This is a genomic window from Rhizobium sp. AN73, assembly GCF_030757975.1.
In the GTDB taxonomy this organism is placed as follows: Bacteria; Pseudomonadota; Alphaproteobacteria; order Rhizobiales; family Rhizobiaceae; genus Agrobacterium; species Agrobacterium arsenijevicii.
Genome location: NZ_JARWME010000002.1, coordinates 1121505 through 1146245 on the forward strand (window position 1 = coordinate 1121505; position 24741 = coordinate 1146245).

The following is a 24741-nucleotide window of genomic DNA, read 5'->3' on the forward strand; positions in this document are numbered from 1 at the left end:
ATCTCACGATCATTCCTTTCAGAACCCACCCGGAAATGTTGTTTCATTGAACGATGGCGAAAGAGTAGGAGATTGCTCGGCAGGTGGGCTGGCGAAGCATATCAAATGATACGCCTTTGACGGTCTTTCCGGTCCGCGTCACTGGTCCCTCCCCTCCACTCCCAACGTTACGGAGTTTCACACGATGACCCGATCATCAGCCCTGACATTCCGCAACAGCGGGTCGAGGCCCGTTATGGGGTCCAGGCACTTTTTCGCCACCCTTCATGAAGCTCCTACAACAAGATCGCTCGCGAAAGTGCCTTCGTGCCATACATAAGACTATTGGCCCCGTACCTGTGAAACGACGATGCGGAAGCCGTTGCCCCGCCAGAAGCCGTCAGGCTCAAGGCTACCCCGATATGTACAGCAGGCTTTTTGCAAGCCGCTCGAAAAGCAACCTCCCCGCAGCACGCGGCGAACGGAAGGGGCCGCTTCCGGGACCTCCCGGCCATCGTCGCGATAGGGGTACTTGAAGCTGGGCGTTGCCATGTCCTCGCCCCAAAGCGTCGTGCACCATTCCCAGACCTGACCTGCCATATCGTAACAGCCGTAAATAGAGCGGCCTTTCGGAAAAAGGCCTACAGCGCAGGTGTTGTTGAACCCCGCCTCCTCCGAATTGGCGGCATCATCCTGCCAGACGCTGCCCCAGGGATAGACAATCCTGTCGCCGCCAGCATCCGGCTGATCGCCGCGCGCCGCACGTTCCCATTCCGGCTCCGTTGGCAAGCGGACGATCTCGTCAGTTCCGATACGTCCCTCATCCCGCCAACGCAGGGTCAGCCAGTGGCAATAAGCGCGCGCATCGTGCCAGGTCAGATCAGTCGCCGGCGCACTGCGCCTGTCTTCGGCAAATCCGTCGGGACTACGCCAGAGCTGCCCCGTCTCCCTGATAAAGGCGCCGTAGGCGGCATTCGTCACGGGATAAAGCCCTATGCGGAAGTTGCCCACTGCCAGTTGATGCGGCGGTGCTGAGTTGAGATGAGCATGCGAGCCAAAGGTGAATATGCCACCCGGCACGGTTGCCAGAGCTTCCAGATTACGCGGATCGCCCCAGATGGAAAGCTTGCGACCCGCCTTTTCCCGCTCCCGCGCGGAAAGAGCGCCTTCACGTACAATCTCCAGAAGGTGGCTCGCAACATTTTCGCGCAACCCGCCGGGTTCGGCAACGAAATCGGCTGCGAGAAGCGCTCCGCGCAACACTTTCACCCCTTCACCGGAAACGAGCGCCTCCGCGAGAGCATGGATCTTCTCCGGCCGGGAAAATCGCGCAGCAAGGCTCTTCAGCACGGGTGTCCAGATCGCGGGCTGTTCGCGAAACGGCCGAACGGCCTCTTCAACCGGCCGGGAAGCCAGATGCCGGGCCGCCAGCAACTGGCGCACACGCATGACCGGCAGCACCGAAGGATCGTCGAGCGTTCCGGCAAGCGCATCGAAAGCCAGCCCGCACAAGAAATTGCCGGTCTGCTTGTCGCCTGCAATCCGGCCAAGCCATGCATCCACGATGGCCTCTGCAACATCGCCAGCATTGCCCGCGCTTATTGCAAGCGCGAATTGGGCGGGGTTCGCAGCCGCATCACCTAGGGCGATACCCGTGGCGTCCAGATCAAGCCCGGCCAGCCGTCGGGCCGCATCGCGGCGCTGGACCCTGAGCAGTGGCAGAAGATCATATTGCGCAATGGCGGATGGCAGCGCCCAGCCCTTGACGACGGAAATCTCGCCGAGCGCAAGCAGGCGGATACGGGAATGGCGCGCCTGAAAGGCCAGCGCATGATCTATGAGCGCGGGATCATCGGCACCCGCCGCTTCGATGCCATCCAGAATGAGCAGACAGGAGGTTTCGGAATCCGCATATGCCTTGTCGGACAAAAAGGCATCCGCAGCCGGGCAGGCCGCGTCCAGTAATTCAGCGAAGGTTTTGCCAGCGGTTACGGCAATATAAAGCGGCAGGATGTTTGCAAGCCCCAAACGTTCCTCATGCACAGCGCCGAGATCGTTTCGCGGCAAGGCTGTTGCGACCGGGCCGCCCTCGGCGAGCTGCAGCGCCAGATGTTTGGCAAAGCTCGTTTTACCGCTTCCCGTTTCACCAGCCAGCAGCAGTGCGGCATTGTCCCGCACCATTTCCAGCGCCGAAAAATAGACCGGCGGTTCCGGTGCGTTCTGATCCTTCAGCTTCCGCAGGCCCTTCGCGGCCTTATCCTCGAAGCTGAAATTGACGAGCAGCGGAATATAACCGGTTTCCAAATTCACGGCCGAGCCATCCGGCAACGCAAAAAGCGCCGTCCGCCCGAATTCTCGCGCCATGGATAGAAGCCGATCGCGCAATGCCGCCAGTGCTGTGTGATCTTTGCTCGTCATCAAAACAGCTTCGCTATATCCGGATTGTGGAAACGTTGGATCTCGACCGCGTAACCGGCCGGATCCTCGAAAAAGAAGTGTTCGCAATAGGTCCCGCGCAGCAGCCCGGAAAGACCCTTTACCCCGGCCTCCTGCATGCGTTTGTGCCAGCCTTCCACATCCTGCGCCACGATGGTCAAAAGCACGGCGCTTTTTTCCTGATGTTTCAGATGACCGCGATTGCCGTCAACGATGCCGAAATAGCACTTGCCGGCGATGCGATAGATACGGGCGAGGCCCTGATCCAGCACCAGTTCGAGACCGAGCACCCTCTCATAAAACGGCGCGACCGCATGTATGTCGTCGTAATAAAAGAAGGTGATTGAATAGTCTTTTTCCATTGTCCTGTCCTCGGCTCAGCGGATGTTGAGTGTGCCCTTGTGGTCGATCCAAAGCCCGCCGATACCCTTGCGCGCCGCAAATACGTCAACCGGATGCACGAGATATAGCCAGGGCGGGGCTCGGTGAAGCCTCGTCAGGCAGCGCGCATAGGTGGCTTCCCGTTCGGCATCGCTAACGGCGCGATTCGCTGTCTTGATCAACGTTTCCGTCTCGGCATCGTCATAGCCCTGCCACCAGACGGCTTTGGTTTCGCTGGAAATCTTGTCATTCAGGATGCGATAGGTGCTATGTGGCGATGAATCGAAAATCGCCATGTCGCCCATGTCCTTGCGGCCGATCTGGCGGGCATATTCCGGCCTGTCCGGCTCCGTTTCGATGTCGACCGCAAGGCCCACAGCCTCCAGCGCTTCCGCCACAAAGCGGCTCATTTCCGGCGCGCGCTCGGGCATGCAAGTCGGCGTACGCAACCTGATCCGTCCACCCGTTTCGACCCCATCAAGCAGGCGTTTCGCCTTTTCGGGATCGTAGGCGATCGGCGTTAAATCCGCTTTGGCCATGCCCAGGTGGAAAGGGCTGACAATGGACGAGGACGGCACGGCCAGACCATGAAATATCTGCTGCGCCATGGCGACCGTGTCCACCGCATGGTTGACCGCGAGGCGCGCATTGGCCGAGCGGAAAATCCCCTCATTGCAATTCAGATAATACATGACGGACAATGTGTTCACCGCCTTGCCCCACTGGAAGGCGTCGTCAAAGGCAAGCCGTCCCTCCACCCGCTCCAGATTAAGGGCGGCATCGACGAGACCACCCTTCAACTGGTCGTAGCGAAGATCGGCACTTTTCTCCGCCAGCACGGTGATAATAAGGGGACTGGGCTCGTCCCTCACCCGTTCCAGCACGGCGTGTTTCAACGGCTCGAATTCCATGACCCGGTATCGGCCCGTGCCGAGGATGGGACGCCCTGCGGCATCGAAACGGCAGAGATAAAATTCGGAGAAGATGTCGAGAATATCGGCAATCGGCTCAGGGTTTTCGACACGCACGACATCGTTTGCTTCTGCCGTGATCCGCGCATCCCTCAGGTAACGCGCATAGGACCATTTCATGCCGAAAGTATCCACCGCCTCAAGAATTCCGTCGATGAAGGCGAGGACGTCGTCCGCAACGCACGGCTTGCCATCATGGAAGACCGCGCCCTTGCGGATGGTGAAACGCCATTCACGACCATCTGGCGAGTGGGTCCAGCCGTCGAACAGGGCCGGATGAACAAAACCATCTGCCCATTTGAGCAGCGGTTCAAAAACGAGGTTTTTCAATGTCAGGACGCTAGTGTCATCGGTCACCCGCGTCGGCGGCAGGAAATCCACTTTTTCGAGGCTGATGGCGAGTGTCTTCACGGATGGCCTCACTCGAGTTCGCTGCGGCGACGTGGATTGAGCCAATCCGCCAGGCTGTCACCGATCAGGTTGAAGGACAGCACGGCCAGCAGGATCGCCATGCCGGGCGCAAGGGCAACCCACGCCGAACTGCGGACATACTGGAGGTTGGCCGAGACATCCGCACCCCATTCTGCAAGCGGCGGCTGCGCGCCCAGCCCCAGAAAGCCGAGGCTCGCGGTCTGGAGAATGGCGCTGCCGAGCGCCAGCGTCGACTGGACGAGGAGCGGCCCAAGCCCGTTCACGAAGATATAGCGCAGCAGAATACGGTGGGTGGGCAACCCCAGGGAAATCGCGGCCTCAACATAAGGCTTGACGGATATGGTCAAGGCCTGACTGCGCGCCACCCGGGCAAATTGTGGTGCAAGCGTAATCGCAACGGCCAGCATGGCGTTCTGCAGGTTCGGGCCGAAGGCGGCGGCAAGCGCGATTGCCAGCACCAGCGCCGGGAACGCGAGGATCGCATCGACGATGCGCATGATGACGCTATCGAGCCAACCACCGGTAAAACCCGCCAGCATTCCGAAAAACACGCCAATGACGAAGGCGATAGCCACCACGCCGACGCCGATCGTCAGTGTCGCGCGGCCGCCGTACATGATGCGGGTCAGCACGTCGCGGCCGAAGGCATCCGTGCCGAGCCAATGCGTGAAGCTTGGCCCCTCCAGCTTGTGCAGAATGTCGAGCTTGGTCGGTGTGTAGGGCGAAAACACGGGGCCGAGGGTGATGATGGCGACCAGCGCGGCAAGGATGGCAAGGCCGACAACGGCCAGCGTGTTGCGTCGCAGAAAGACAAGGAGTTCACGCATGGGTCACTTCATTTTCTTGCGGACGCGCGGGTCGAGAACGCCATATAGCAAATCCACCACGATCGAGGTCAGAACGAAAAGCAGCGCGAAGACAAGCGTTGTTCCCTGAATGACCGGATAGTCGCGGTTTTTGATGGCCTCGAACATGTAACGGCCGACACCCGGCCAGGCGAAGATCGTTTCGGTCAGAATTGCGCCGCCGAGCATTTCGGCAAACTTCAGGCCGATGACCGTAATCGCCGGTAGCAGCGAGTTGCGCAGGCCGTGATTGAGCACGACATCGGCGCGGCGAAGCCCCTTGGCCCTTGCCGTGCGGATGAAGTCTTCCCCCATCACATCAAGCATGGTGTTGCGCACGAAACGGCCAAGCGTCGCCGCGAGAAAGGCAGCCAGCACCGCAGTCGGTAAAATGAGATGCTGAACGGCGCTCCAGGCGGCAGCCGGATTGCCGGTTATGATGCCGTCAAGCACGGCGAAACCGGTCACAGTCTCAGCCGTCACGAAAGAACTCATCCGGCCCGAAACCGGCAACCAGCCGAGATAGGTCGCGAAGATCAATTGCAGGATGAGCGCCAGCAGGAAAGCCGGCATGGACACGCCCACCAGCGAAACGACGCGGGTGACGTGATCGAAGATCGAGTTGGGCCGCACGGCGGAAAGCACACCGATCGGAATACCGAACACGATCGCAACGAGGGTGGCGAGAACCGAAAGCTCGATCGTGGCCGGAAGACGGCTGAGGATTTCGCGGGCAACGGGCTCCCCAGATTTCAGGGAAAAGCCCATATCTCCGTGAAACAGGCCCAGAACGTAATTTACGAATTGCAGGACCATCGGCTGGTCGAGATCGAGCTGGACGCGTAGCGCATTGATCTGCTCCTGCGTCGCCCCCGGGCCGAGAAGCGTCACGGCCGGATCGCCCGGGATCAGCCTGACCAGCGAAAACACGATCACCAGCACGATGCAGAGGACCGGTATCAGCGCGATCAGCCGGCGTATGATGAAACTCGCCATGCTCTCCAACTCATTTGCCAGATCGTCCGCCGCCGAGGCGAACAAACACGGAAACGGGCAGCCTTAAATGGCAGCCCGCCTCGATTTTATAAGAAGACCGTCACTTCTTGTAGACGGACCAATATTCATTGAGCGGCGGCGCGCTGTTGACCACGAGGCCTTCGACATTCGACCGCAGGAAGACGATGAGCTTCGGGCTGAAGAGGTAAGCGCCGGGCACTTTTTCGGCAATCTTTTCCTGCACCTGGAAATAAAGCTGCTTGCGGGCTTCCGCGTCGGAGGTCTGCTGCGCCTTAAGGATGAGATCGTCCAGCGCCTTGTCCTGCGGCATGCGGAACGTCATGGCGGTGTTGGCGAGCGAGGAGAGGTAACCGATGGTGATATGGGCATCCGGGTCGTTGTACCAAGGCTGACGGCCGTCCAGCGCCACGTCGAACTGGCCGGAGGTCTGCAATGCACGCAGCGCCGGAAATTCCGTCTGCTGGATGGTGGCGTTGACGCCGATATCGGCAAGGTTTGCCTGAACGAAGGTGGCGACGGCACCCCACAGAGGACCCTGGAAGCTGTAAAGCTTCAGATCTAGGCTGGACGGATCGACCTTCGCCTCCGTCAGCAGCTTCTTGGCAAGCTCCGGATCGTATTTAGGAGCAAGTTCCTTCATCTTCGGATTGAACGCCCAGCTGTTGCTGGTCAGCGGGCCGTAGACACGCTCGGCCGTACCGCCGAAGACCCCCTGCAGCAGCCCGTCGTAATCGACGGCGTGCGTGATGGCCTGACGAACACGAATATCCGCGAAGGGTCCGTCCGTCTTGCTGTTGTTGAACTCTAGCTGGCGGATGATCTGGCTCGAGGTTTCGAGAATCTTCACATCCTTGTTGGTCTTCAGCGCCGCGATGTCTTCTGCGGCGATCGCCGAAAGCTGGCCCTGCTGCTGGACGACATCGACCCCGCCGCTTTCAAGCTCGAGGCGGCGGGTGGAGGCATCGGGAATGACGCGGTAGATGATCTTAGAAAGCTTCGGCGCACCGCGGAAATAGTCCGGATTGGCCTCCAGCACCACATTGGTGTCGGCCTGCGCGCCCTTGAAGATGAAAGGACCGGTTCCAACCGGGCTGGTCGCGAACTTGTCGCCCAGCTTCGCCACCGCAGTTGGGCTGACGATGGCCGATTGCGGTTGCGCGAGAATGGAGAGGAAGGCGGGATATGCCGCCGAAAGGGTGATCTTCACCTCTGTCGGAGACACAACTGTAATGTCCTTGATCAGATCGAAGGTGGCCTTGACATAGGGGTTGGCAGTCTTAGTGCGCTCCAGCGAAAACTTGACCGCAGCCGCGTCGAACGGCGTGCCATCCTGGAATTTAACGCCTTCACGCAGCTTGAGGTCAAACTCCTTGCCATCGGCGGAGATCGTCCAGCTCGTGGCCAGCCGGCCTTCGATCTGTTTGAAATCCGGCGCCGTCCACGCGACGAGCGTATCGAACACGTTGAGGATGATTTCGCTGCCGACCGGCTCCGCCTTGTTGCCGCCGGGTTCGAGGCCAACCGGATCGGAAGGAACCGCGACAACCAGCGTTTTCGACTGATCCTGCGCATGGGCAAGAGGACCAGCCGCAACGATCGGCACCGCGACCATAGCCGCTGCAAAACCCTTCCAGATATTCATATTACCACCCTTCCCTGACCGTCGGCTTCTTTTGAAGCACCCGAATTTTCCGCGCTCGCGGCAACGCCGCCCTCATCTGATATACTACGAAATATACCAGTGAGGGCATTGACTGTAAAGCTGAGTGGCGAGAATTTGGACAAAGAGTATTTACGCATATTTTTTGTGCCAAATAAGCAAATCTTGCCTACCATTTGCCCAGGCGGGAAAATATTGCCCCAAGAAAGCCCGGCTATTTAGCATCACACCGTCAAGCCGGATCCGCCCCCGTGACGACCGGCCTCGAGGGATCCGATATCCACGCCGACCACGATCCGGGATACATGGCGGCAGATACTCCGATGGCGGCGAGCGCGAGAACCGTGTGCGCCGCAGACATGCCTGCACCGCAATAGACCCCGACCTTGCGGGTGCCGTCCACACCGAGCGCCCGATACATCTCCCTCAAAGTCGCGCTATCGGTGAAATTGCCGTAATCCGTGACATTGTCCGGCGCCGGCGCACTGACGGCATGCGGAATATGGCCGCGCACCGGCTGACCCTCGGCAACAGGGCCGCCGATATAATTCGGCCGGATGCGCGCATCCAGCAACACACCATCCTCAGCAAGCAGCAAGGCATCATCCGCGCCGAATTCGGGCATATGGCCGGGCGAAAATTCAATCGTGCCCGGCTGAGGCACGACGACCGCCTCGGTTGTCGGCAGCCCGGCGGATACCCAGGCGGGAAAACCTCCATCCAGAACACGCGCATCTTTCAGGCCCGCCCATTTCAGCACCCACCATGCGCGCGCCGCCGTCATGCTTCGGTCGCCGTCATAAACAACGATCGTGGCTTGCGGGCGCAATCCCCAGCGACGAGCCTTTTCCTGAAGCGTCTCTATGTCGGGAAGCGGGCGCTGCCCGCCTTCAAAGGACGGCGGCGACTGGAAGTCGCTATAGGCTTCGGTATCGACTGCACCCTCAATACGCCGGCCCATGAAGGAGGGTTGGCCGGTATAGGGGTTGATCGAATGGACCGCCAACACCGTCACATCCGCGCCGGACTTCAACATCTCGCTCAATTCGAACGGCGTGAGAAGAACGGCTTTGCGAATGTCGTCACCCATAGGACATTGATCTCCCGGTAATTTTGCCATCTTTGAAATCATCCTCGTTGATTGGAACATCCTTGGCAAGCTGAAATATCTTACGTAGTATCTTACAAATACCGTCGTTATGAGGGTACCATTTTTCTTTTGCCAGACCTGCAGGAGCCATCCGATTGACCGTTCTTTCCGTGCAAAACCTCACCGCATCCTTCTGGCGGAAGGGCGCGTGGGAGCCTGTCGTCAACAATGTGAGCCTTGCGGTGAACGCCGGGGAAACCGTTGCCATCGTCGGAGAATCCGGTTCGGGCAAAAGCGTTACCGCCATGTCTATCATGCGGCTTCTGCCCGAAAAGACATCCCGCGTCAGCGGCCGCATCGAACTGGAAGGTCGCGATTTGCTGAGCCTTCCGGAACGCGAGATGCAGGACATTCGCGGCAACCGCATCGCGATGATCTTTCAGGAACCTATGACGTCTCTCAATCCCGTCCTGAGCGTTGGACGGCAGATCGCCGAAGCCATTCGCCGCCATCGCCCGGTCACCGCCGCAGAGGCGCGTGCGGAAACCATCCGCCTTTTCGAACGCGTCCGCATACCGTCCGCCGCCAAACGTTTCGATGAATATCCCCATCAGCTTTCCGGCGGCACGCTGCAGCGCGTGATGATCGCCATGGCATTGTCCTGCCGCCCGACCCTCTTGATTGCCGATGAGCCCACGACCGCCCTGGACGTCACCGTTCAGGCGGAAATCCTCGAGCTTATCAAAAGCCTGCAGGACGAGGAGAAGATGGGTGTTCTCTTCATCACCCATGATATGGGCGTGGTCGCCGAAATTGCCGACAGAACCGTCGTGATGTTCCGCTCGCGCGCGCTGGAGACGGCCGCAACGGAGGAAATTTTCGCTCGGCCGGGCAGCGATTATACCCGCGCGCTGCTCTCCGCCGTTCCAAAACTGGGCTCGATGGCCGGCCGGGAAAATCCCGCCACTTTTCCGCTCGTTGATGTCGAAACCGGTGTCGCCCTTGCGGAACGGCAGGTCCAGCCGGCTCTTCAGACGCCAGTGCTGGAGGTGAAGAACCTTGTGACGCGCTTCGACATCAGGAGCGGCATATTCGGCCGCGTCAGCGCCCGGGTGCATGCCGTGGAGGATGTTTCGTTCCATCTTAATAAAGGCGAAACGCTTTCGCTCGTCGGCGAGTCCGGTTGCGGCAAATCCACCACCGGCCGCTCGATCCTGCGGCTGGTCGAACCGGTCGGTGGAACGATCCGCGTCAACGGGCAGGATATCCGCAACCTGTCGACTGCCGATCTCACCCGGCAGCGGCAGCGAATGCAGATGATCTTCCAGGATCCATTCTCCAGCCTCAATCCGCGCATGCGCGTTGGTGATGCGATCGCCGAACCGATGATCGCGCATGGGCTGGCCAGTGGGAACGACGCCAGAGCGAGAGCGGTGGAGCTTCTGGAAAATGTCGGGCTGACAGCCGATATGGCACGCCGGTTCCCACACGAATTTTCCGGCGGCCAGCGCCAGCGCATCAGCATCGCCCGCGCCCTGACGCTGAACCCGGGGCTCATCGTCGCCGACGAGGCAGTTTCCGCCCTCGACGTGTCGATCAAAGCGCAGGTCGTCAACCTGATGCTGGAGCTTCAGGAGCGCCTGAAAATCGCCTATCTCTTCATCAGCCACGACATGGCGGTGGTGGAACGCGTCAGCCACCGGGTTGCGGTGATGTATCTGGGAGAGATCGTCGAAACCGGATCGCGCGCGCAGATTTTCGGCGATCCGCAGCACCCCTATACCCGACGCCTTCTGGATGCCGTGCCAATCGCCGATCCCGCCCGGCGGCATCTGCGCAAGGCGCGTACGGGTATGGAGATCGGCAGCGCCGTCAGGCCTACGGACTACATCCCGCCAAAAGCCGTCTACCGCGAATACGCGCCGGGACATCTGCTCAAGGAGACCGACTGACGAAGCGGAGACACTGCCCGTTACAGCGAGATGCCCGACTGCGGATTGGCGACCATGGCGGCGAGCAATCCCTTGCGGGTATTTTCGTTGTGCTCGATCATCGCAAGCCGCGCCTTCTCGCTGTCGCGCTGGCGAAGAAATGCAACGATGCGGTGATGATCGTTGGTCGTTTCCGGATTGATGTCGCGAACGCGCGTTCCCATGTAGAAAAGCCGCGCACATTCTTCCAGATGGGTCATGACCAGCGAATGCAGGCGCGGATTGCCCGAACCGCTTGCGATCGCCGAGTGGAACCTTTCGTTCGAGGCAACGAAGGTTTTCGTGCTGACATTTTCGCCGACGATATAGGTGGTGTCAGCCAGCCCATCGAGCGTTTCCAGTTCCGTCTCCGTCAAGTTCTGCGCAGCCAGCGCCGCCGCAGTTCCTTCAAGCGCCCCGCGAATGGCAAAAAGATCATTCATGTCCTTCAGAGTAACCGGGGTCACACGATAGCCCCGGCGGGGAAAGGCTTCCATCAGCCCCTCGACGCACAGCCGTGCCAGCGCTTCGCGCACCGGCGTCTTGCTCATCTGCAACTGCTCGGCCAGTTCGGGTTCGGAGACATCCACACCCGGCGCAAGCTCGCCCATGATCACGCGTTCGCGCAATATCGCATAGGCCTGCTCCGTCAGCGATTTTCCACGTTTCTCCGGCAAGACCGCCAGTTTTTCCATTCTGTCCAAATCCGTCTCCGTCCCCCTGCCCGTGGATCTTCCCCGTCACACGAAGGAGAAGATTTCGACTTCTATCATGGAATTTGATCCCGCCAATCGCACCAAACAGACTTTGACACCATCGGGTTCGTAATATATTACGTAATATATCTAATTCGCGCAACACGTCCCTGCGCGGACAATTTCACGGGTGCGTTTTTGACCAAGATTCTCGTCATCAATCCCAACAGTTCCGTTTCCGTCACGAAATCGATGGAAGCATGCCTCGGTTCGGTACGCGCCGCAACGCGCCACACGATCGAATGCATCGAGCTTTCGAAATCGCCCCCCGGCATAGAGACGGATGAGCATGTCGCAGCCGTCATACCCAACATCATCGAGGCCGTTACGGCCTCATCTGCGGATGCATTCGTTCTGGCCTGTTTCTCCGATCCGGGCATAGCAGAAGTGCGCAGGTGCACCGCAAGCCCCGTCTTCGGCATTGCCGAATCCGCCTATCTGACGGCACTCGGCCTTGGCAGCTGCTTCGGCATCATCTCGCTTGGGCAATCCTCAATCGACAGGCACCTGCGGTATCTCAAAGTCCTCGAACTCGATCGCCGTCTGGCCGGAGACCGCTCCATAGACAAGACGGTCGTGGAACTGATGGCGAGCGACGTCGTGGACGTCGTGTCCCGCACCGGCCGGAAGCTTCGCGACGAAGACGGTGCGGATGTCCTGATCCTCGGCTGCGCGGGGCTTGGTTCCTATCGTGAGGCACTCCAGGACAGTCTCGGCATACCCGTAATCGACCCCGTGCAGGCCGGCGTGGCGCTGGCCTGCACCACCCTGGATCTGGGATATAGGAAAACCGCCAGATGACACTCGACCTGACAGTGCGCGGCACGCTGATATTGCCGGAAGGCCCTCTGCAAAACGCCTGGCTGGGCATTGAAGGCGGAAAGATCGTCTCAATTGGAACAGGTATTGCGCCGGAGGCGGCGGAAAGCTTCGACGCGGGCAGCGACCTCGTCATTCCCGGCGTCATCGACGGTCAGACCCACGCGACGAGTTATGGCGGCCTGCCCGGCATAAGGTCAACGACCCGTTCGGCCATTGCCGGGGGTGTCACCACCATCGTGGACATGCCCTATGACAATCCGGCCCCGCTCAACACCGTTGCCCGCCTTGAAGACAAGGTCGCGGCAATTCGCGAACATGCCCACGCCAATGTTGCGCTTTACGGCACGATCATGCCCGGCCAGTCCACCGCCGATATCGAACCGCTGATCGAAAACGGCGTCGTGGCGTTCAAGATCTCCACGTTCGAAAGCAGCCCAACCCGTTTTCCCCGCATCGCATCCGAACAGATACTCGCCACGTTCAACGCGCTGGCGGAAACAACCATCCCGCTCGGCGTCCATAACGAAGATCAGGAAATCGTCCGTGCCTATATTGCCGCCGCCAAAGCCGCGGGCCGCGACGGTATCGCCGCCCATTCCGAAAGCCGGCCGCCGGCTGCGGAACTTGCCGCAACGGCGCAATTCCTCGAACTTGGCGCCGCCGTCGGCGCCCATGCGCATATCGTGCATCTCACCACGGCTCGCGGTTTCCAGTTGGTCGACAATTATCTGGCCGATGGCTTCCGTGCGACGGGTGAACTTTGCGTGCACTATCTGTGGTTCGATCCCGACCGGGACGGTGCAGAACTCGGGGCGAAAATGAAGGTGAACCCGCCGATCCGCCCCGGCCAGATCGATGCGCTTTGGGAAGAAATCGAGGCTGGCAGGGTTGCCTTCGTCAGCTCCGACCATTCCAGCTGGCCGATCGACAACAAGTTCACCCCGTCGATCTTCGATGCGGGCGCAGGCGTGCCCGGTCTGGAAACGCTTCTGCCGGCATTTTATACGGCTGCCGCCGGCCGGGGCCTCGATGCCGCCGCCATCACCGTGGAGCAATTATGCGAACGCCCGGCGAAGTTCTTCGGCCTCTGGCCTGAAAAGGGTGCCCTCCGGATCGGGGCCGATGCTGATCTCGCCATTCTCTCACAGGAACGTCAGATCTGGGATTCGTCCAAGGCCCATGATGAACTGAACTGGAGCCCCTTTGACGGTCGCGAATTTACCGTCACCGTTGCCCGTACCTATCTGGGCGGCAGACTTGCCTGGAACGGTCGCGAGATCGTCAATGAGCCCGGCTCGGGAGACTATGTCCGCCGCGGTCAATTCCACTGGTTCGAATAGGAACATCGCATGACCCTGATCAATTCCAGCACAAAAGGCGTCTTTGTCATCGCCTGCACCCCGTTTACCGAAGACGGTTCGCTCGACAGCGCCAGCATCGACCGCATGGTCGACTTCTATTATGAAAAGGGTGCCGATGGGTTGACGATCCTCGGCATGATGGGGGAAGCGCCGAAGCTCACACAGGCGGAATCGATCGAGGTCACGCGGCTGACGCTGAAACGCTCGTCAGGCAAACCCGTGGTGGTCGGCGTCTCGGCGCCTGGCCTTGCCGCACTAGGGGAATTGACCAAGGCTGTGATGAATCTGGGCGTCGCCGGTGTCATGGTCGCGCCGCCGTCCTCGCTGCGCACCGACGAGCAGATCATCACCTATTACCGCAATGTGGTCGAGACGGTCGGAACGGACGTGCCCGTCGTGCTGCAGGATTTCCCGCTCTCAACCGGCGTCCAGATCACTTCGAAAACGCTGGGCACCATCTTCGAGGCCCATCCCAGCATCGTCATGCTCAAGCACGAGGATTGGCCGGGCCTGCAGAAGATCACCGATCTGCGTGAGGCGGAAGCGAGGGGTCGTCGTCGCACCTCGATCCTGTGCGGTAATGCCGGCGTTTTCCTGACCGAAGAAATGCAGCGCGGCGCCGACGGCGCCATGACCGGTTTCGCCTATCCGGAAATGATGGTCGATGTGGTCCGCCTCAGCAATGAGGACAAATACGAAGCCGCGCAGGATCTGTTCGATGCCTACCTGCCATTGATGCGTTACGAACAGCAACCTGGTCTCGGGCTGGCCGTGAGAAAATACATTCTGGCAAAACGGGGCGCCATTGCCAGCGCCGCCCAACGCCGTCCGGGCGCGGCGCTGGGCGCACTTGCCGTGAAAGAAGTCGAGAAGCTGATCGAGCGTCAGGCACGCAAACTGGAGCTGTTGAACTGACGGCTTTGCCGATTTCCGGCAAGAAAGCCCTCGTTTCGGGCACAAGCTGCGATCTCGTCACCGTATTTCTGACCAGCAGCAGGGCACGCGACGTAACCGGATCTTCGATCCGCATCGCTCGCGGAATAATCAGAGGAATTTGAGGGAAATGACCAATTTCGATGCTGTATACGATCGTCGCGGAACCGGCAGTTCGAAATGGAGCAAATATCCCGCCGACGTCTTGCCGATGTGGGTTGCCGACATGGATTTTCCGGCCGCACCCGAAATCATCGACGCCATACGCGAGCGGCTGGACCACCCGTTACTCGGCTACGGCGTTGCCACGGATGAGTTGCGTGACCGGATCGTCGCCGACATGCAGGCGAAATATGGCTGGGCGGTGTCGCCCGAGCATATCGTTTTCCTGCCAGGCGTAGAGCCGGGCTTCAACATGGCCCTGAAGGCGATGTTGCGGCAAGGCGACGGCCTTCTGGTCCAGACACCGGTTTACCGGCCCATCCTCAATGCCGCCGGGCACTGGAACCTCGTACACCGCGAGGCACCCTTGACCCCAGCTCATGAGGGTTGGGCGATGGACATTGACGCTTTCGAGACGGAACTTGCCAGATCGAAAGCCTTCCTTCTCTGCAATCCGCAAAATCCTACCGGCAAAGTCTTCACCCACGATGAACTGCGGGTAATGGCGGAACTCTGCCGCAAGCACGATACGCTGATTATCTCCGACGAGATTCACTGCGATCTGCTTTTTGACGGCCTTCGCCACGTGCCGATCGCAACGATGTCAGCCGATGCCTCTGATCGAACGATCACACTGATGGCGGCAAGCAAGAGCTACAACATCGCCGGCCTCAAAACCGCATTCGCCATCATCGCCAACAGGACCATCCGCGAAAAATTCGTCGCCTCAAGGCTCGGCATGGTGGACAGCGTCAACATATTGGGACTTGAAGCCACGCTTGCGGCATTTTCCCGAGCCGGAAAATGGCAAAAAGAGATGCTCGCCTATATCGAAGCCAATCGCGATTTTCTTTCGGCTGAAATTGCCAACCGTTTCCCCGGTATCAGGATGATCAAACCGGAAGCGACTTTTCTCGCCTGGCTGGATTGCGCCGCTCTCGACCTGAAACCCGACCCGCAAGCCTTTTTCCTCGAACACGGAAAGGTTGGCTTCAGCGCCGGGTCGGAATTCGGAGAGGCATACGGGCACTATATACGCCTCAACTTCGGCTGCCCCCGTCGTCTTCTGGTCGAAGGACTGGATCGCATGCAGCATGCCCTCGTTTCCAGCTCCGTCGAAAGCCGCAATTCACGCTCGTCCTGATCGCTTGGCCTGTACTGGCCAACGCATTTGGCGCAGCTTACGATGCCAACCTGCTGCGCGAAGGAACATATCCCCTGCTGCCGTCCAGCAACGTGCTCGTGTAGGAATGCCGGACATTTCCGGTCAGTAGTTGCTCGCGAGACGCCACTTCGACAAACGTACCGTCCTGCATGACCGCAACGCGATTGCACAAGTGGGCGACGACCGCCATATCGTGGCTGACGAGGATATAGGTCAGTTTCTCCCTCTCCCGAAGATCCTTGAGGAGATTGAGGATTTCGGCCTGAATGGAAACATCCAGCGCGGAGGTAGGCTCATCGAGCAAGAGGATGCGCGGTTTGAGGATGAGCGCGCGTGCGATGGCAACACGCTGGCGCTGACCGCCCGAAAGCTGATGCGGGAAACGGTGCCGGAAGATAACTGGAAGCCCGACATCGCGCAGAACCTGCTCCACCCTCTCCTGCCGGTTGTCCAGGCCATGGATTTCGAGCGGTTCAAGCAGCGTGCGACCGATCGTATGGCGTGGATGCAATGATCCGAAAGGATCCTGAAACACCATCTGCTGTCGGGCGAGCTGCGAACGTGACCGCGTCGGGCCGATTATCTCCCCATCGATGGAGACCGAACCCGTCCAGTTCTTGATGCGGCCGGCGAGAGCGCCAAGAACCGTCGATTTACCACAACCGCTTTCACCGACGAGACCGAAGGTTTCACCCTGCTCTACATCGAAGGAAACGCTTTTCACCACTTGCCTGAAATCGCGCCCGCTACCGAAGGACACAGCAAGATCATTGACCGATATGATGGACATTTTACGCCTCCCCCCAGCTTGCCTCGCGTTTGAGAACCTCCAGCCGGTCCCTCGGATGATCGAGGCTCGGCAGGGCATTGAGCAATCCCCGGGTATAGGGATGGGTTGCCTCGTCGAGCCTTGAGGCTTGCAAAGTTTCCACGATACGGCCCGCATACATGATGACGACGCGATCACAGAAACTTTTCACCAGGTTCAGATCGTGCGAGATGAAGATCAACCCGATATTGCGCTCGCTGATCAGGTCGTCGAGAATGGACAAGACCTGCTGGCGCACCGTGACATCCAGCGCCGAGGTGGGTTCGTCGGCGATGATCAGGGACGGCGAGGAAATCAGCATCATCGAGATCATGATGCGCTGTCCCATGCCGCCCGAGACTTCGTGCGGATAGAGATCGAAAACGCGTTGCGGATCGCGGATGTTGACACGTTCCAGCATGGCGATCGTGCGCTCACGCGCCGCCTTTTTACCAAGCCGTTCATGCAGGATGACGGTTTCGGCGATTTGTTCACCCACCGTCATGACGGGATTGAGCGAATATTTCGGATCCTGAAGGATCATCGAAATCCGGCTTCCACGGATGGCGCGCATGTCGGCCTCGCTGGCGCTGAGAAGATCGACATCCTCAAAGCGCATCTCGTCGGCCACCACACGGGCAGTCGCCGGCTGCAGGCGCATGATCGCCCTCCCCGTCGTACTCTTGCCGGAGCCGGATTCGCCGATGATACCGACCTTTTCCCGGCCGACTTCGAGCGAAACGTCTTTAACCGCGTTGACCACGCCGGAGAGCGTCGGAAACTGCACCGACATGTTCTTGACCGAGAGGATCGGTTTTAGCTGTTCAGGCATTGCGAGGATCCATGATGTCGCGCAGTCCATCGCCAAGCAGATTGAAGGCGAGACTGACCAGAAGAATGGCGAGGCCGGGAACCGTTGTCAGCCACCAGGCATCGAGGAGATATTGGCGCCCGGAGGCCGCCATGGCACCCCATTCCGGCATCGGCGGCTGTGCGCCAAGTCCAAGGAAGCCCAGTCCCGCAGCCGTCAAGATGACGCTCGACATATTGAGCGTAAGGCGGATTACAATCGAGGGCGCGCAAAGCGGCACGATGTGGCGAAAGAGAATGCGGCCCATGCCCGCCCCCTGCAACTGCGCCGCCACAACGAAATCGGCCGAGCGGAACGTCAGGGTTTCGGCACGCGCCAGACGCGCAATCGGCGGCCAGACAGTGAGCGCGATGGCGATGACCGCGTTTTCAATGCCGGGACCGAGTGCCGCCGAGAAGGCGAGCGCCAGAACCAGGCTCGGAAAGGACAGGAATATATCGGTAATGCGCATCAGGACCACATCGACCCATCCGCCGAGATAGCCGGCCGTCGCACCAACGGCGAAGCCGATCGGCGCGACGATGACGGTCACCAGAATACTGATATAGAGTGTCGTGCGGGCACCGTAGACGAGCCGCGAATAAACGTCGCGGCCGAATTCGTCCGTCCCGAACCAGTGATCGGCGGAAGGAGGCTTCAGCGTCATCGTCAGATCCTGAAGCACCGGGTCGTGACTGGCGATGAGCGGTGCGAAGGTCGCGAGCAGAACCAGTGCCAGCACCACCAGAAAACCGGCAAAAGCAAGCGGATTGGCAATCAGGTTCAGCCACAGGACATAGGCTTTGTGAAGCCGCGCCTGACGCATCGAGGAGAATTCCTCGTTGATCAACCAATTGTGCAGGTCATTGAAATAACGTGTCGTCATGATGTCACCGGGTACGCGGATCGAGGAACCGATAAGTCAGGTCCGACAGAAGATTGATGACAATGGAGATGATGCCGATCAGCAGCACGCTGCCAAGCACGGCGTTCATATCCGCAAAGAACAAGGCCGAGGTGAGATATTGCCCGAGCCCCGGCCAGGCGAAGACCGTTTCGATCAGCACCGTTCCATCCAGCAGCCCGCAATAGGCAAGCGCAACGACAGTGAGAAGCTGCACGCGGATATTGCGGAAAGCATGTCGCCAGACGATTGCTCTTTGGCCAAGCCCTTTCGCCTTGGCGGTCAGCACATATTCCTGCCGCAACTGCTCCAGCATGAAGCTCCGGCTCATGCGGCTGAGATAGGCCATGGCGGCATAACCGAGGATAAGCGCCGGCGCTGCGATATGGCGCAGAGCATCCCGCAAGACCTCCCATTCGCCTGCCAGCGCGGCATCGACAAGAATGGAATTTGTCGGGCCCTCAACCAGCCCCTCATTGTAGACATCGAGGCGGCCACTGCCGGGAATAAGCCCGAACTTGGCATAAAAGACGAGAATGACGATGGTTCCTAGCCAAAAGATCGGCGTCGAATAGCCTAAAAGACCGACGATACGCGCGACATTGTCCACCCACGTACCTTTTCGCACGGCGGAGACAATGCCGAGCGGGATGCCGAGACCGGCGCCGATGATCGTTGCCAGCGTGGCAAGTTCAAGCGTTGCGGGAAAAACGCGAGCAAGATCGCGGGCGACCGGATTTTTGGTGACATGCGACTGACCGAAATCGAGATGCGCCACGTTGCCGAGGTAGGTTGCGAACTGCACGTAAAGCGGCTGATCGAGCCCCATCTCCTTATAAACGCGTTCATAGGTCTCATGGTCGGCCTGATCGCCGATCACGGCAATGACCGGATCGGCGGGCACCATTCTCCCGACAACGAAAGTGATGACGAGCAGGCCGAGCAACGTGGTCAGAATGACGGCAAAAGATGCCGCCACCTTGCGCAGCGCGCCAAGCGCTACCACGGCGCTCGCCGGAGCGCCTGCGGATATTTGTGAGATGCTCACATCATTCTCCTTGAACGGAACGCTTATTTGTCCTTCGAGACAGTGTCCCAGCGGGTCAGCCAGGTCGAATGGCCGACATAGCCTTTGACCTCCTTGCGCACGGCCTTCGCATCCGTGCGCTGGAACGAGGTGATGAGCGCAGGCGACGCCGCAAGATAGGCCTTGTTGATCCTGGCATAGAGATCGGTGCGCTTTTGCTGGTCGGTCTCATGGGCGGCAGCCGTCACCATTTTCTGAATGTCCTCCGGGACATCCCAGGCAGTGCGCCAGGCCATCAGACCCGAAAGCTTGGCGTCATCGGCATTGTTCGGATTGGTAGCGTAGGATGCGAGCACGGCATGCGGATCAGGCAAACGTTCACCGGTGCGCGCCGAAAATATCTCGAATTCTCGGTTGCGGAACTTGCCGATATGGTCGCCGCCCTGCAGGTCGAGCTTGATGCCGGCCTTGGCCGCATTGGCCTGCAACGACTGGGCCACCTCATATTCAGGTGTAACTGGCGTTGCAAAATAGACCTTGGAAAAACCGTTCGGATAACCCGCCTCGGTAAGCAGCTGCTTTGCCTTGTCGATATCGAGCTTATAGGGATTTTCGCTGCTTGCGCCCGGCAGACCGCCCGGGATGATTGTCTGCTGCTTGATACCGTAATATTTCATGACGGTATTGGCGAGGCCATCGTAATCGATCAGATACCGGAACGCCTCGCGGACCTTTGGATTGGACAGTATCTCGTCCTTCTGATTGAGGGCGAGATAATAAAAACCAAAGCCCGGCGTCTTCTGTACGTCGGCCTTGCCGCCCGCCTCGATCGCAGCAAGGTCCGTTGACGAAAGGCGTGTCGCGACATCGACGTCACCAGCCTCGAGCTGGAGCCGCTGGCCGGACGATTCAGGCATGTGGCGCAGGACCACGCGGCGCATTTTCGGGGCGCCCTGCCAGTAATCCTTAAAGGCATCGGAAATCAGCAGATCATTGACGCGCCAGGTTCTCAGCGAATAGGGGCCGGAGCCGGCATCATTCGTCTGCAGAAATTCCCTGCCCAAGTCGCCGTTCTTCTCGTTTCCAATGAGAAGCTTGCTGTCGAGAATAGAGGTCGAGAAGCTCGCAAGCGAAAACAGGATGAGATTGGGGTTCCATACCTGCGGCGTCTGCAGCACAACAGTCTTATCGTCCGTCGCCTTGACCAACTCATCGACATTCTTGTCCGTCAGACCCCATTGACGCAGATCTACGGAAGGCGCGAGGCCGAGCTTGACCAGCCGGCGTAGCGACCACTCGACATCCTTTGCCGTCAATGGGTTGCCGGAGTGAAACTTTACCCCGGAACGGACCTTGAAGGTGAAGCTCTTGCCGTCATCCGACACCGTCCAGCTTTCAGCAATGCCGGGCTGCGGCCTGGTGATGTCTTCGGCGGAAAGAACGATCAGCCGCTCATAGAGATTTGCAACAACCTCAGCCGATTCCAGCTGGTTGATCTCGTTGGGATCAAGGCCACGCATCGATGACATATTCGTCGCGATGACAAGCTGGTCTTCCGGCGTTGCGGCATACGCGCCAGCGGGCATCAGAAAAGTGGATGCCACCATGGCCGAAGCGATCAGGAAACTACGTTTCTTCATAGTCATGTTTCTCCTCCCCGAGACACACCGAACGTCGTTCAGTGTGCAATTTTCATATCGACATCGATCTGAAATCTGATATACCAGATCTCACAAAACAGTTTTGTCGTCAACGGGGGAATTTCGGCGCATGCAAAAAGAGGCATCGACAGAGATTGGTGCGGACCGTATCGAAAAAATCGACCCGCGGTTTCTGACAACATTGCGCGACCACGTGCACAAGTCGCTGAGGACGGCGATCCTTTCGGGACGTTTTGCGCCCGATGAGCGGGTCAACGAACGTCAGCTCGCCGAGCAGCTTGGCGTGAGCACCACCCCAATCAAGGAAGCATTGCGTCAGCTGGAGACCGAAGGGTTGGTGGAAACCCTTCCGCGTCGCGGCGTGCTTATCCGTTTCAACGCCGGTTGGGCCGAAGAGATGATCCTTGCGCGCGCAGCACTGGAATCGATGATTGCCCATCTTGCGGCCAAGCGCATCGGCAGGGACGAGGCAGGGAGGCTTGAGGAAATTGTTGCGCAGATGAACAAGGCAACGGAAGACGGCATTGCCGACGATCTGATTACGCTGAACGAGACCTTCCACGAACAGATCCATATCGCCTCGCGGTGCCAATATCTCTCACGCATGATCGAGCGCCAGCAGTTTTATGACGCCAGTATCCGCCGCATCATCCACTCGGATCCGCTCGAGCGCGGCAAGGCGCTGGCCGAACATGCCGCGATTGCTGCGGCAATTATCTCAAACGACAGCGACCAGGCCGAGCGGGTTATGCGCGATCACGTCGTGCGTTCCGGCGACACCTATCTCGACATCGTATTCAAGAAAAATGAGGACATTTGACGTGACCGAGGCAATGGAAAAAATCCGCACGGCCCTGACCGGAATATCGGGCGTACCCGTAACACCTTATAAAACGGATGGCAGCATCGACACGGCCAAGCTTTCGGCTTTGATATCGCGTCTTGCTGATGCCCGCGTTCACAACCTAATGGCCGCCGGCAATACCGGTGAGTTTTTCACCCTCACCATGGAAGAGGTGCGTGCGGTTCATGCCGCAACCATCAGGGCTGCCGACGGAAGGTCCCTCGTTAGCGCTGCCGTCGGCCGTTCGCTGACCGAGGCGAAGGCGCTGGCCCGCGACGCCATTTCCGAAGGCGCGGACGCCATTATGGGTCATCACCCTATGGATCCCTTTGCAGGCCCGAGCTTTCAGGCAAAATATTTTCTCGAATTGGCGGAAGCCTCGACGGTTCCCGTCATCGCCTATGTCCGCAGCGATACTTTTTCTGTGACCGATTTTCGCAAACTTGCGCTGCATCCGAACATTGCCGGCATCAAATTTGCTTCGGGCAATCTGATGCTTCTTGCCGAGGTGATCCGCACGACCAAGGACGCACCGGCGATCTGGGTCTGCGGTCTGGCAGAAGGATGGGCACCCGCCTTCTACGCTCTGGGTGCGCGCGGCTTCACCTCGGGTCTCGTGAACGTCTTCCCGGAATTTTCCCATGCGATCCACCAGTCGCTGGAAAAAGGCGATTTTGCAGCGGCACGCGCCCTCATCGACGACATCGCCGGCTTCGAGGTGCTTCGCACGAAGTATCACAACGGCGCCAATGTCACCGTCGTCAAGGAAGCGCTCGGCATGCTTGGAACAGATGTCGGCCCGGTGCGCATTCCCGGCGTCGAACGTCTTACCGAAGCGGAGCACGCTGAATTGCGGGCGATCGTCGACAATGTCTCGGCAAAGAGCCGCGCGGCCTGAGGACCAACATTCATGCATATTACAGGTTTCAAGACATACATGCAGCGCGTGGACGACCGGCCGCGCCTGCTTCTGAAAATCGAGACAAGCGAGGGTATTTCAGGCTGGGGTGAATGTTACAATCACGGCCCGGACTGGGCCTTGCCGCCACTTTTCGAGTATCTCTTTCACCAAATCGAGGGAGAAGATCCGCGTCGGGTTGAATTCCTTATCCTCAAGCTTAACCAGCAATGCCGCTTCCCGCCTGGCGCACTCGGCCTTGCCGCGATTTCGGCAATCGACCATGCGTTATGGGATATCGCCGGCAAGGCGGCCGGCCTTCCGGTCTACATGCTGCTTGGCGGAAATGTACGCGACCGGGTAAAGGTCTATTGCGGTGTCTATACCGCACCCGATCCGGAAGCGGCACGGGACCAGACACTCGAGCTCAATGAAACCTATGGCTATACGGCATTCAAGCTGAGCCCTTACCGGCGCGACCTTCATGCCGGACGCTGGGGCGAACTTGTCAAGGAAACAGGCGACTGGTTCGGCAGGATCCGCGAATTGACCCCGTCCCATTTCGAATTCGCCTTCGATGCGCATGCCAAAATCTTCGAACCCTATCAGGCGGTCCAGCTTGCGGCAGCCATCGCGCCCTACGATCCGCTATTTTACGAAGAGCCGATCCGGCCCGAACATATTCCCGCCTGGACGGAGCTGAAGGCGAAGGTCAACGTGCCTTTGGCAACGGGTGAATCGCTGTATAACCGCTTCGAATTTCTCTCCCTGCTGTCTGCGCGCGGCGCTGACATCATCCAGCCCGACATTTGCGTCGTGGGCGGCATCACCGAAATGCGACGGATCGCAGCAATCGCGGAAGCGCACTACGTCACCATCGCGCCGCACAACCCCATGGGTCCACTCGCAACCGCGGTCAATATTCACTTCTGCGTCGCACAGCCGAACTTCAAGCTGCTGGAGTTCAAGCCCCATGTCCACGCGCCATGGGCCACCGATCCATATATGCCCGTTGACGGCCATATGGAGCTTCGTCCCGACCGACCGGGTTGGGGTCTGGAGATCGACGAAAAAGCGCTGCAGAATGAAGACTATATTCATTGGGAGCGAAAGATTACCCGTAAGCCGGACGGTGCGACGGCTTATCCGTGATGATGACGCGGGGAATGGCGCAGGCGGCATATGGCCGCCTGCCTTCGGGCGCGCTTATTATCTGTTATAGACTGCCGTAATGCGGGCGCTTCCGATCGTGTTCGCGCCGATCATAAATCCGGCCAGCGCATTGCTCGGGTTTTCAGGCAACTCCAGACGCTCTGTCGCCAGAGCATGCACGGTGAACACATAGCGGTGAACCTCACCCGGAGGCGGGCATGCGCCACCGAACCCGACCGATCCATAGTCATTGGCAATTTCGACGGATCCCTTCGGCATTGTCCGGCTGCCGCTTGCGTTAAGGTCCAGAGATGTCACCGAGGACGGTATATTGACGACGTTCCAATGCCACCATCCAGAGCCGGTCGGCGCGTCCGGGTCATAAGCGGTAACCGCAAAACTTTTTGTATTCTCCGGTGCGCCAGACCAAGACAATTGCGGAGATTGATTGCTGCCATTGCAACCGAACCCGGTAAAAACGAAGGCCGTGGAGAGTTGCGCACCTTCCGCGATCGAACTGCTGGATAATCTGAAATCCTGCGCGCTTGCCGTTGTTGTCATGGCAACGGCAAGCAGGAAACCGGAAATAGATGCAGTCTTCAGCATGATTGAGTACCC

Annotated in this window: 22 protein-coding genes; 8 read left to right on the top strand and 14 right to left on the bottom strand. The window is 59.2% G+C overall.

Features of this window, described 5'->3' with window-relative positions; genetic code table 11:
• Positions 1-321: 321 nt before the first annotated feature.
• The 7 genes from RBH10_RS15485 to RBH10_RS15515 form a co-directional block, all read right to left on the bottom strand.
• Complete coding sequence (locus tag RBH10_RS15485) at positions 322-2397, bottom strand: SUMF1/EgtB/PvdO family nonheme iron enzyme (RefSeq protein ID WP_281036607.1); 2076 nt, start codon at positions 2395-2397, stop codon at positions 322-324.
• Entirely contained in the window at positions 2397-2777 is a 381-nt protein-coding gene (locus RBH10_RS15490) for a VOC family protein (protein ID WP_281036606.1), read from the bottom strand. The genes RBH10_RS15485 and RBH10_RS15490 overlap by 1 nt, the downstream gene beginning before the upstream one ends.
• Positions 2778-2792: 15 nt before the next feature.
• Positions 2793-4178: an ABC transporter substrate-binding protein gene (locus tag RBH10_RS15495; RefSeq protein ID WP_281036605.1), complete on the bottom strand. Its 1386-nt coding sequence runs from the start codon at positions 4176-4178 to the stop codon at positions 2793-2795.
• An 8-nt stretch (positions 4179-4186) separates the two neighbouring features.
• The gene (locus tag RBH10_RS15500; protein WP_281036604.1) at positions 4187-5026 is read right to left on the bottom strand and encodes an ABC transporter permease; all 840 of its coding nucleotides are present in this window, start codon (positions 5024-5026) and stop codon (positions 4187-4189) included.
• 3 nt (positions 5027-5029) lie between these two features.
• Positions 5030-6040: an ABC transporter permease gene (locus tag RBH10_RS15505; protein ID WP_281036603.1), complete on the bottom strand. Its 1011-nt coding sequence runs from the start codon at positions 6038-6040 to the stop codon at positions 5030-5032.
• A gap of 100 nt (positions 6041-6140) precedes the next feature.
• A complete protein-coding gene (locus tag RBH10_RS15510) occupies positions 6141-7703 on the bottom strand; it encodes an ABC transporter substrate-binding protein (RefSeq protein ID WP_281036602.1) in 1563 nt (520 codons plus the stop codon).
• A 250-nt stretch (positions 7704-7953) separates the two neighbouring features.
• Complete coding sequence (locus tag RBH10_RS15515; protein WP_281036601.1) at positions 7954-8811, bottom strand: sulfurtransferase; 858 nt, start codon at positions 8809-8811, stop codon at positions 7954-7956.
• A 155-nt stretch (positions 8812-8966) separates the two neighbouring features.
• On the opposite strand from RBH10_RS15515, the gene RBH10_RS15520 reads away from it, so the two are divergent.
• Positions 8967-10763, top strand: coding sequence for an ABC transporter ATP-binding protein (locus RBH10_RS15520; RefSeq protein ID WP_372339790.1), 1797 nt, complete (start codon positions 8967-8969; stop codon positions 10761-10763).
• A gap of 20 nt (positions 10764-10783) precedes the next feature.
• On the opposite strand, the gene RBH10_RS15525 is transcribed toward RBH10_RS15520, so the two are convergent.
• Positions 10784-11476 (bottom strand): GntR family transcriptional regulator, encoded by a 693-nt coding sequence (locus tag RBH10_RS15525; protein WP_281036600.1) that lies wholly within the window; start codon positions 11474-11476, stop codon positions 10784-10786.
• A 198-nt stretch (positions 11477-11674) separates the two neighbouring features.
• Here RBH10_RS15525 and RBH10_RS15530 point away from each other — a divergent pair, with 198 nt between their 5' ends.
• The 4 genes from RBH10_RS15530 to RBH10_RS15545 all read left to right on the top strand — a co-directional run bounded on the left by RBH10_RS15530 (position 11675) and on the right by RBH10_RS15545 (position 15958).
• Positions 11675-12337 (top strand): aspartate/glutamate racemase family protein, encoded by a 663-nt coding sequence (locus RBH10_RS15530; protein ID WP_281036599.1) that lies wholly within the window; start codon positions 11675-11677, stop codon positions 12335-12337.
• Positions 12334-13698, top strand: coding sequence for a dihydroorotase family protein (locus tag RBH10_RS15535; RefSeq protein ID WP_281036598.1), 1365 nt, complete (start codon positions 12334-12336; stop codon positions 13696-13698). The genes RBH10_RS15530 and RBH10_RS15535 overlap by 4 nt, the downstream gene beginning before the upstream one ends.
• A 9-nt stretch (positions 13699-13707) precedes the next feature.
• Positions 13708-14634 carry a dihydrodipicolinate synthase family protein gene (locus tag RBH10_RS15540; protein WP_281036597.1) on the top strand — a complete coding sequence of 309 codons (927 nt, stop codon included), beginning with the start codon at positions 13708-13710 and terminating at the stop codon, positions 14632-14634.
• 148 nt (positions 14635-14782) lie between these two features.
• Positions 14783-15958 carry a MalY/PatB family protein gene (locus RBH10_RS15545; RefSeq protein WP_281036596.1) on the top strand — a complete coding sequence of 392 codons (1176 nt, stop codon included), beginning with the start codon at positions 14783-14785 and terminating at the stop codon, positions 15956-15958.
• A 37-nt stretch (positions 15959-15995) separates the two neighbouring features.
• Here RBH10_RS15545 and RBH10_RS15550 read toward each other — a convergent pair whose 3' ends face one another.
• Genes RBH10_RS15550 through RBH10_RS15570 form a run of 5 tightly spaced genes read right to left on the bottom strand, consistent with a single transcriptional unit; the run spans position 15996 to position 21214 of the window.
• Positions 15996-16769, bottom strand: coding sequence for an ABC transporter ATP-binding protein (locus RBH10_RS15550; RefSeq protein ID WP_281036595.1), 774 nt, complete (start codon positions 16767-16769; stop codon positions 15996-15998).
• A 1-nt stretch (position 16770) separates the two neighbouring features.
• Positions 16771-17619, bottom strand: coding sequence for an ABC transporter ATP-binding protein (locus RBH10_RS15555; protein ID WP_281036594.1), 849 nt, complete (start codon positions 17617-17619; stop codon positions 16771-16773).
• Positions 17612-18523 (bottom strand): ABC transporter permease, encoded by a 912-nt coding sequence (locus RBH10_RS15560; protein ID WP_281036593.1) that lies wholly within the window; start codon positions 18521-18523, stop codon positions 17612-17614. The genes RBH10_RS15555 and RBH10_RS15560 overlap by 8 nt, the downstream gene beginning before the upstream one ends.
• 4 nt (positions 18524-18527) lie before the next feature.
• Positions 18528-19589: an ABC transporter permease gene (locus tag RBH10_RS15565; RefSeq protein WP_281036592.1), complete on the bottom strand. Its 1062-nt coding sequence runs from the start codon at positions 19587-19589 to the stop codon at positions 18528-18530.
• Between the two features lie 23 nt (positions 19590-19612).
• Positions 19613-21214 (bottom strand): ABC transporter substrate-binding protein, encoded by a 1602-nt coding sequence (locus RBH10_RS15570; protein ID WP_281036591.1) that lies wholly within the window; start codon positions 21212-21214, stop codon positions 19613-19615.
• A gap of 124 nt (positions 21215-21338) precedes the next feature.
• Here RBH10_RS15570 and RBH10_RS15575 point away from each other — a divergent pair, with 124 nt between their 5' ends.
• From RBH10_RS15575 to RBH10_RS15585, 3 genes are read left to right on the top strand one after another with little or no spacing between them, the layout of a single operon-like run.
• Positions 21339-22049 (top strand): GntR family transcriptional regulator, encoded by a 711-nt coding sequence (locus RBH10_RS15575; RefSeq protein WP_045016114.1) that lies wholly within the window; start codon positions 21339-21341, stop codon positions 22047-22049.
• A gap of 13 nt (positions 22050-22062) precedes the next feature.
• Positions 22063-22971, top strand: a complete 909-nt coding sequence (locus tag RBH10_RS15580; protein ID WP_281037370.1) for a dihydrodipicolinate synthase family protein — start codon at positions 22063-22065, stop codon at positions 22969-22971.
• A gap of 12 nt (positions 22972-22983) precedes the next feature.
• Entirely contained in the window at positions 22984-24123 is a 1140-nt protein-coding gene (locus RBH10_RS15585) for a mandelate racemase/muconate lactonizing enzyme family protein (protein ID WP_281036590.1), read from the top strand.
• Between the two features lie 57 nt (positions 24124-24180).
• Here the strand turns inward: RBH10_RS15585 and RBH10_RS15590 are convergent, their stop codons facing one another.
• Positions 24181-24684, bottom strand: coding sequence for a YbhB/YbcL family Raf kinase inhibitor-like protein (locus tag RBH10_RS15590; protein WP_281036589.1), 504 nt, complete (start codon positions 24682-24684; stop codon positions 24181-24183).
• Between the last annotated feature and the right edge of the window lie 57 nt (positions 24685-24741).

Excerpts from the sequence above, each read along its gene's own strand:
- RBH10_RS15485 (WP_281036607.1), bottom strand. The coding sequence starts at position 2,397 with ATGACGAGCAAAGATCACACAGCACTGGCGGCATTGCGCGATCGGCTT.
- RBH10_RS15490 (WP_281036606.1), bottom strand. The coding sequence starts at position 2,777 with ATGGAAAAAGACTATTCAATCACCTTCTTTTATTACGACGACATACAT.
- RBH10_RS15500 (WP_281036604.1), bottom strand. The coding sequence starts at position 5,026 with ATGCGTGAACTCCTTGTCTTTCTGCGACGCAACACGCTGGCCGTTGTC.
- RBH10_RS15505 (WP_281036603.1), bottom strand. The coding sequence starts at position 6,040 with ATGGCGAGTTTCATCATACGCCGGCTGATCGCGCTGATACCGGTCCTC.
- RBH10_RS15510 (WP_281036602.1), bottom strand. The coding sequence starts at position 7,703 with ATGAATATCTGGAAGGGTTTTGCAGCGGCTATGGTCGCGGTGCCGATC.
- RBH10_RS15515 (WP_281036601.1), bottom strand. The coding sequence starts at position 8,811 with ATGGGTGACGACATTCGCAAAGCCGTTCTTCTCACGCCGTTCGAATTG.
- RBH10_RS15525 (WP_281036600.1), bottom strand. The coding sequence starts at position 11,476 with ATGGAAAAACTGGCGGTCTTGCCGGAGAAACGTGGAAAATCGCTGACG.
- RBH10_RS15535 (WP_281036598.1), top strand. The coding sequence starts at position 12,334 with ATGACACTCGACCTGACAGTGCGCGGCACGCTGATATTGCCGGAAGGC.
- RBH10_RS15540 (WP_281036597.1), top strand. The coding sequence starts at position 13,708 with ATGACCCTGATCAATTCCAGCACAAAAGGCGTCTTTGTCATCGCCTGC.
- RBH10_RS15545 (WP_281036596.1), top strand. The coding sequence starts at position 14,783 with ATGACCAATTTCGATGCTGTATACGATCGTCGCGGAACCGGCAGTTCG.
- RBH10_RS15550 (WP_281036595.1), bottom strand. The coding sequence starts at position 16,769 with ATGTCCATCATATCGGTCAATGATCTTGCTGTGTCCTTCGGTAGCGGG.
- RBH10_RS15555 (WP_281036594.1), bottom strand. The coding sequence starts at position 17,619 with ATGCCTGAACAGCTAAAACCGATCCTCTCGGTCAAGAACATGTCGGTG.
- RBH10_RS15560 (WP_281036593.1), bottom strand. The coding sequence starts at position 18,523 with ATGACGACACGTTATTTCAATGACCTGCACAATTGGTTGATCAACGAG.
- RBH10_RS15570 (WP_281036591.1), bottom strand. The coding sequence starts at position 21,214 with ATGACTATGAAGAAACGTAGTTTCCTGATCGCTTCGGCCATGGTGGCA.
- RBH10_RS15575 (WP_045016114.1), top strand. The coding sequence starts at position 21,339 with ATGCAAAAAGAGGCATCGACAGAGATTGGTGCGGACCGTATCGAAAAA.
- RBH10_RS15580 (WP_281037370.1), top strand. The coding sequence starts at position 22,063 with ATGGAAAAAATCCGCACGGCCCTGACCGGAATATCGGGCGTACCCGTA.
- RBH10_RS15585 (WP_281036590.1), top strand. The coding sequence starts at position 22,984 with ATGCATATTACAGGTTTCAAGACATACATGCAGCGCGTGGACGACCGG.
- RBH10_RS15590 (WP_281036589.1), bottom strand. The coding sequence starts at position 24,684 with ATGACAACAACGGCAAGCGCGCAGGATTTCAGATTATCCAGCAGTTCG.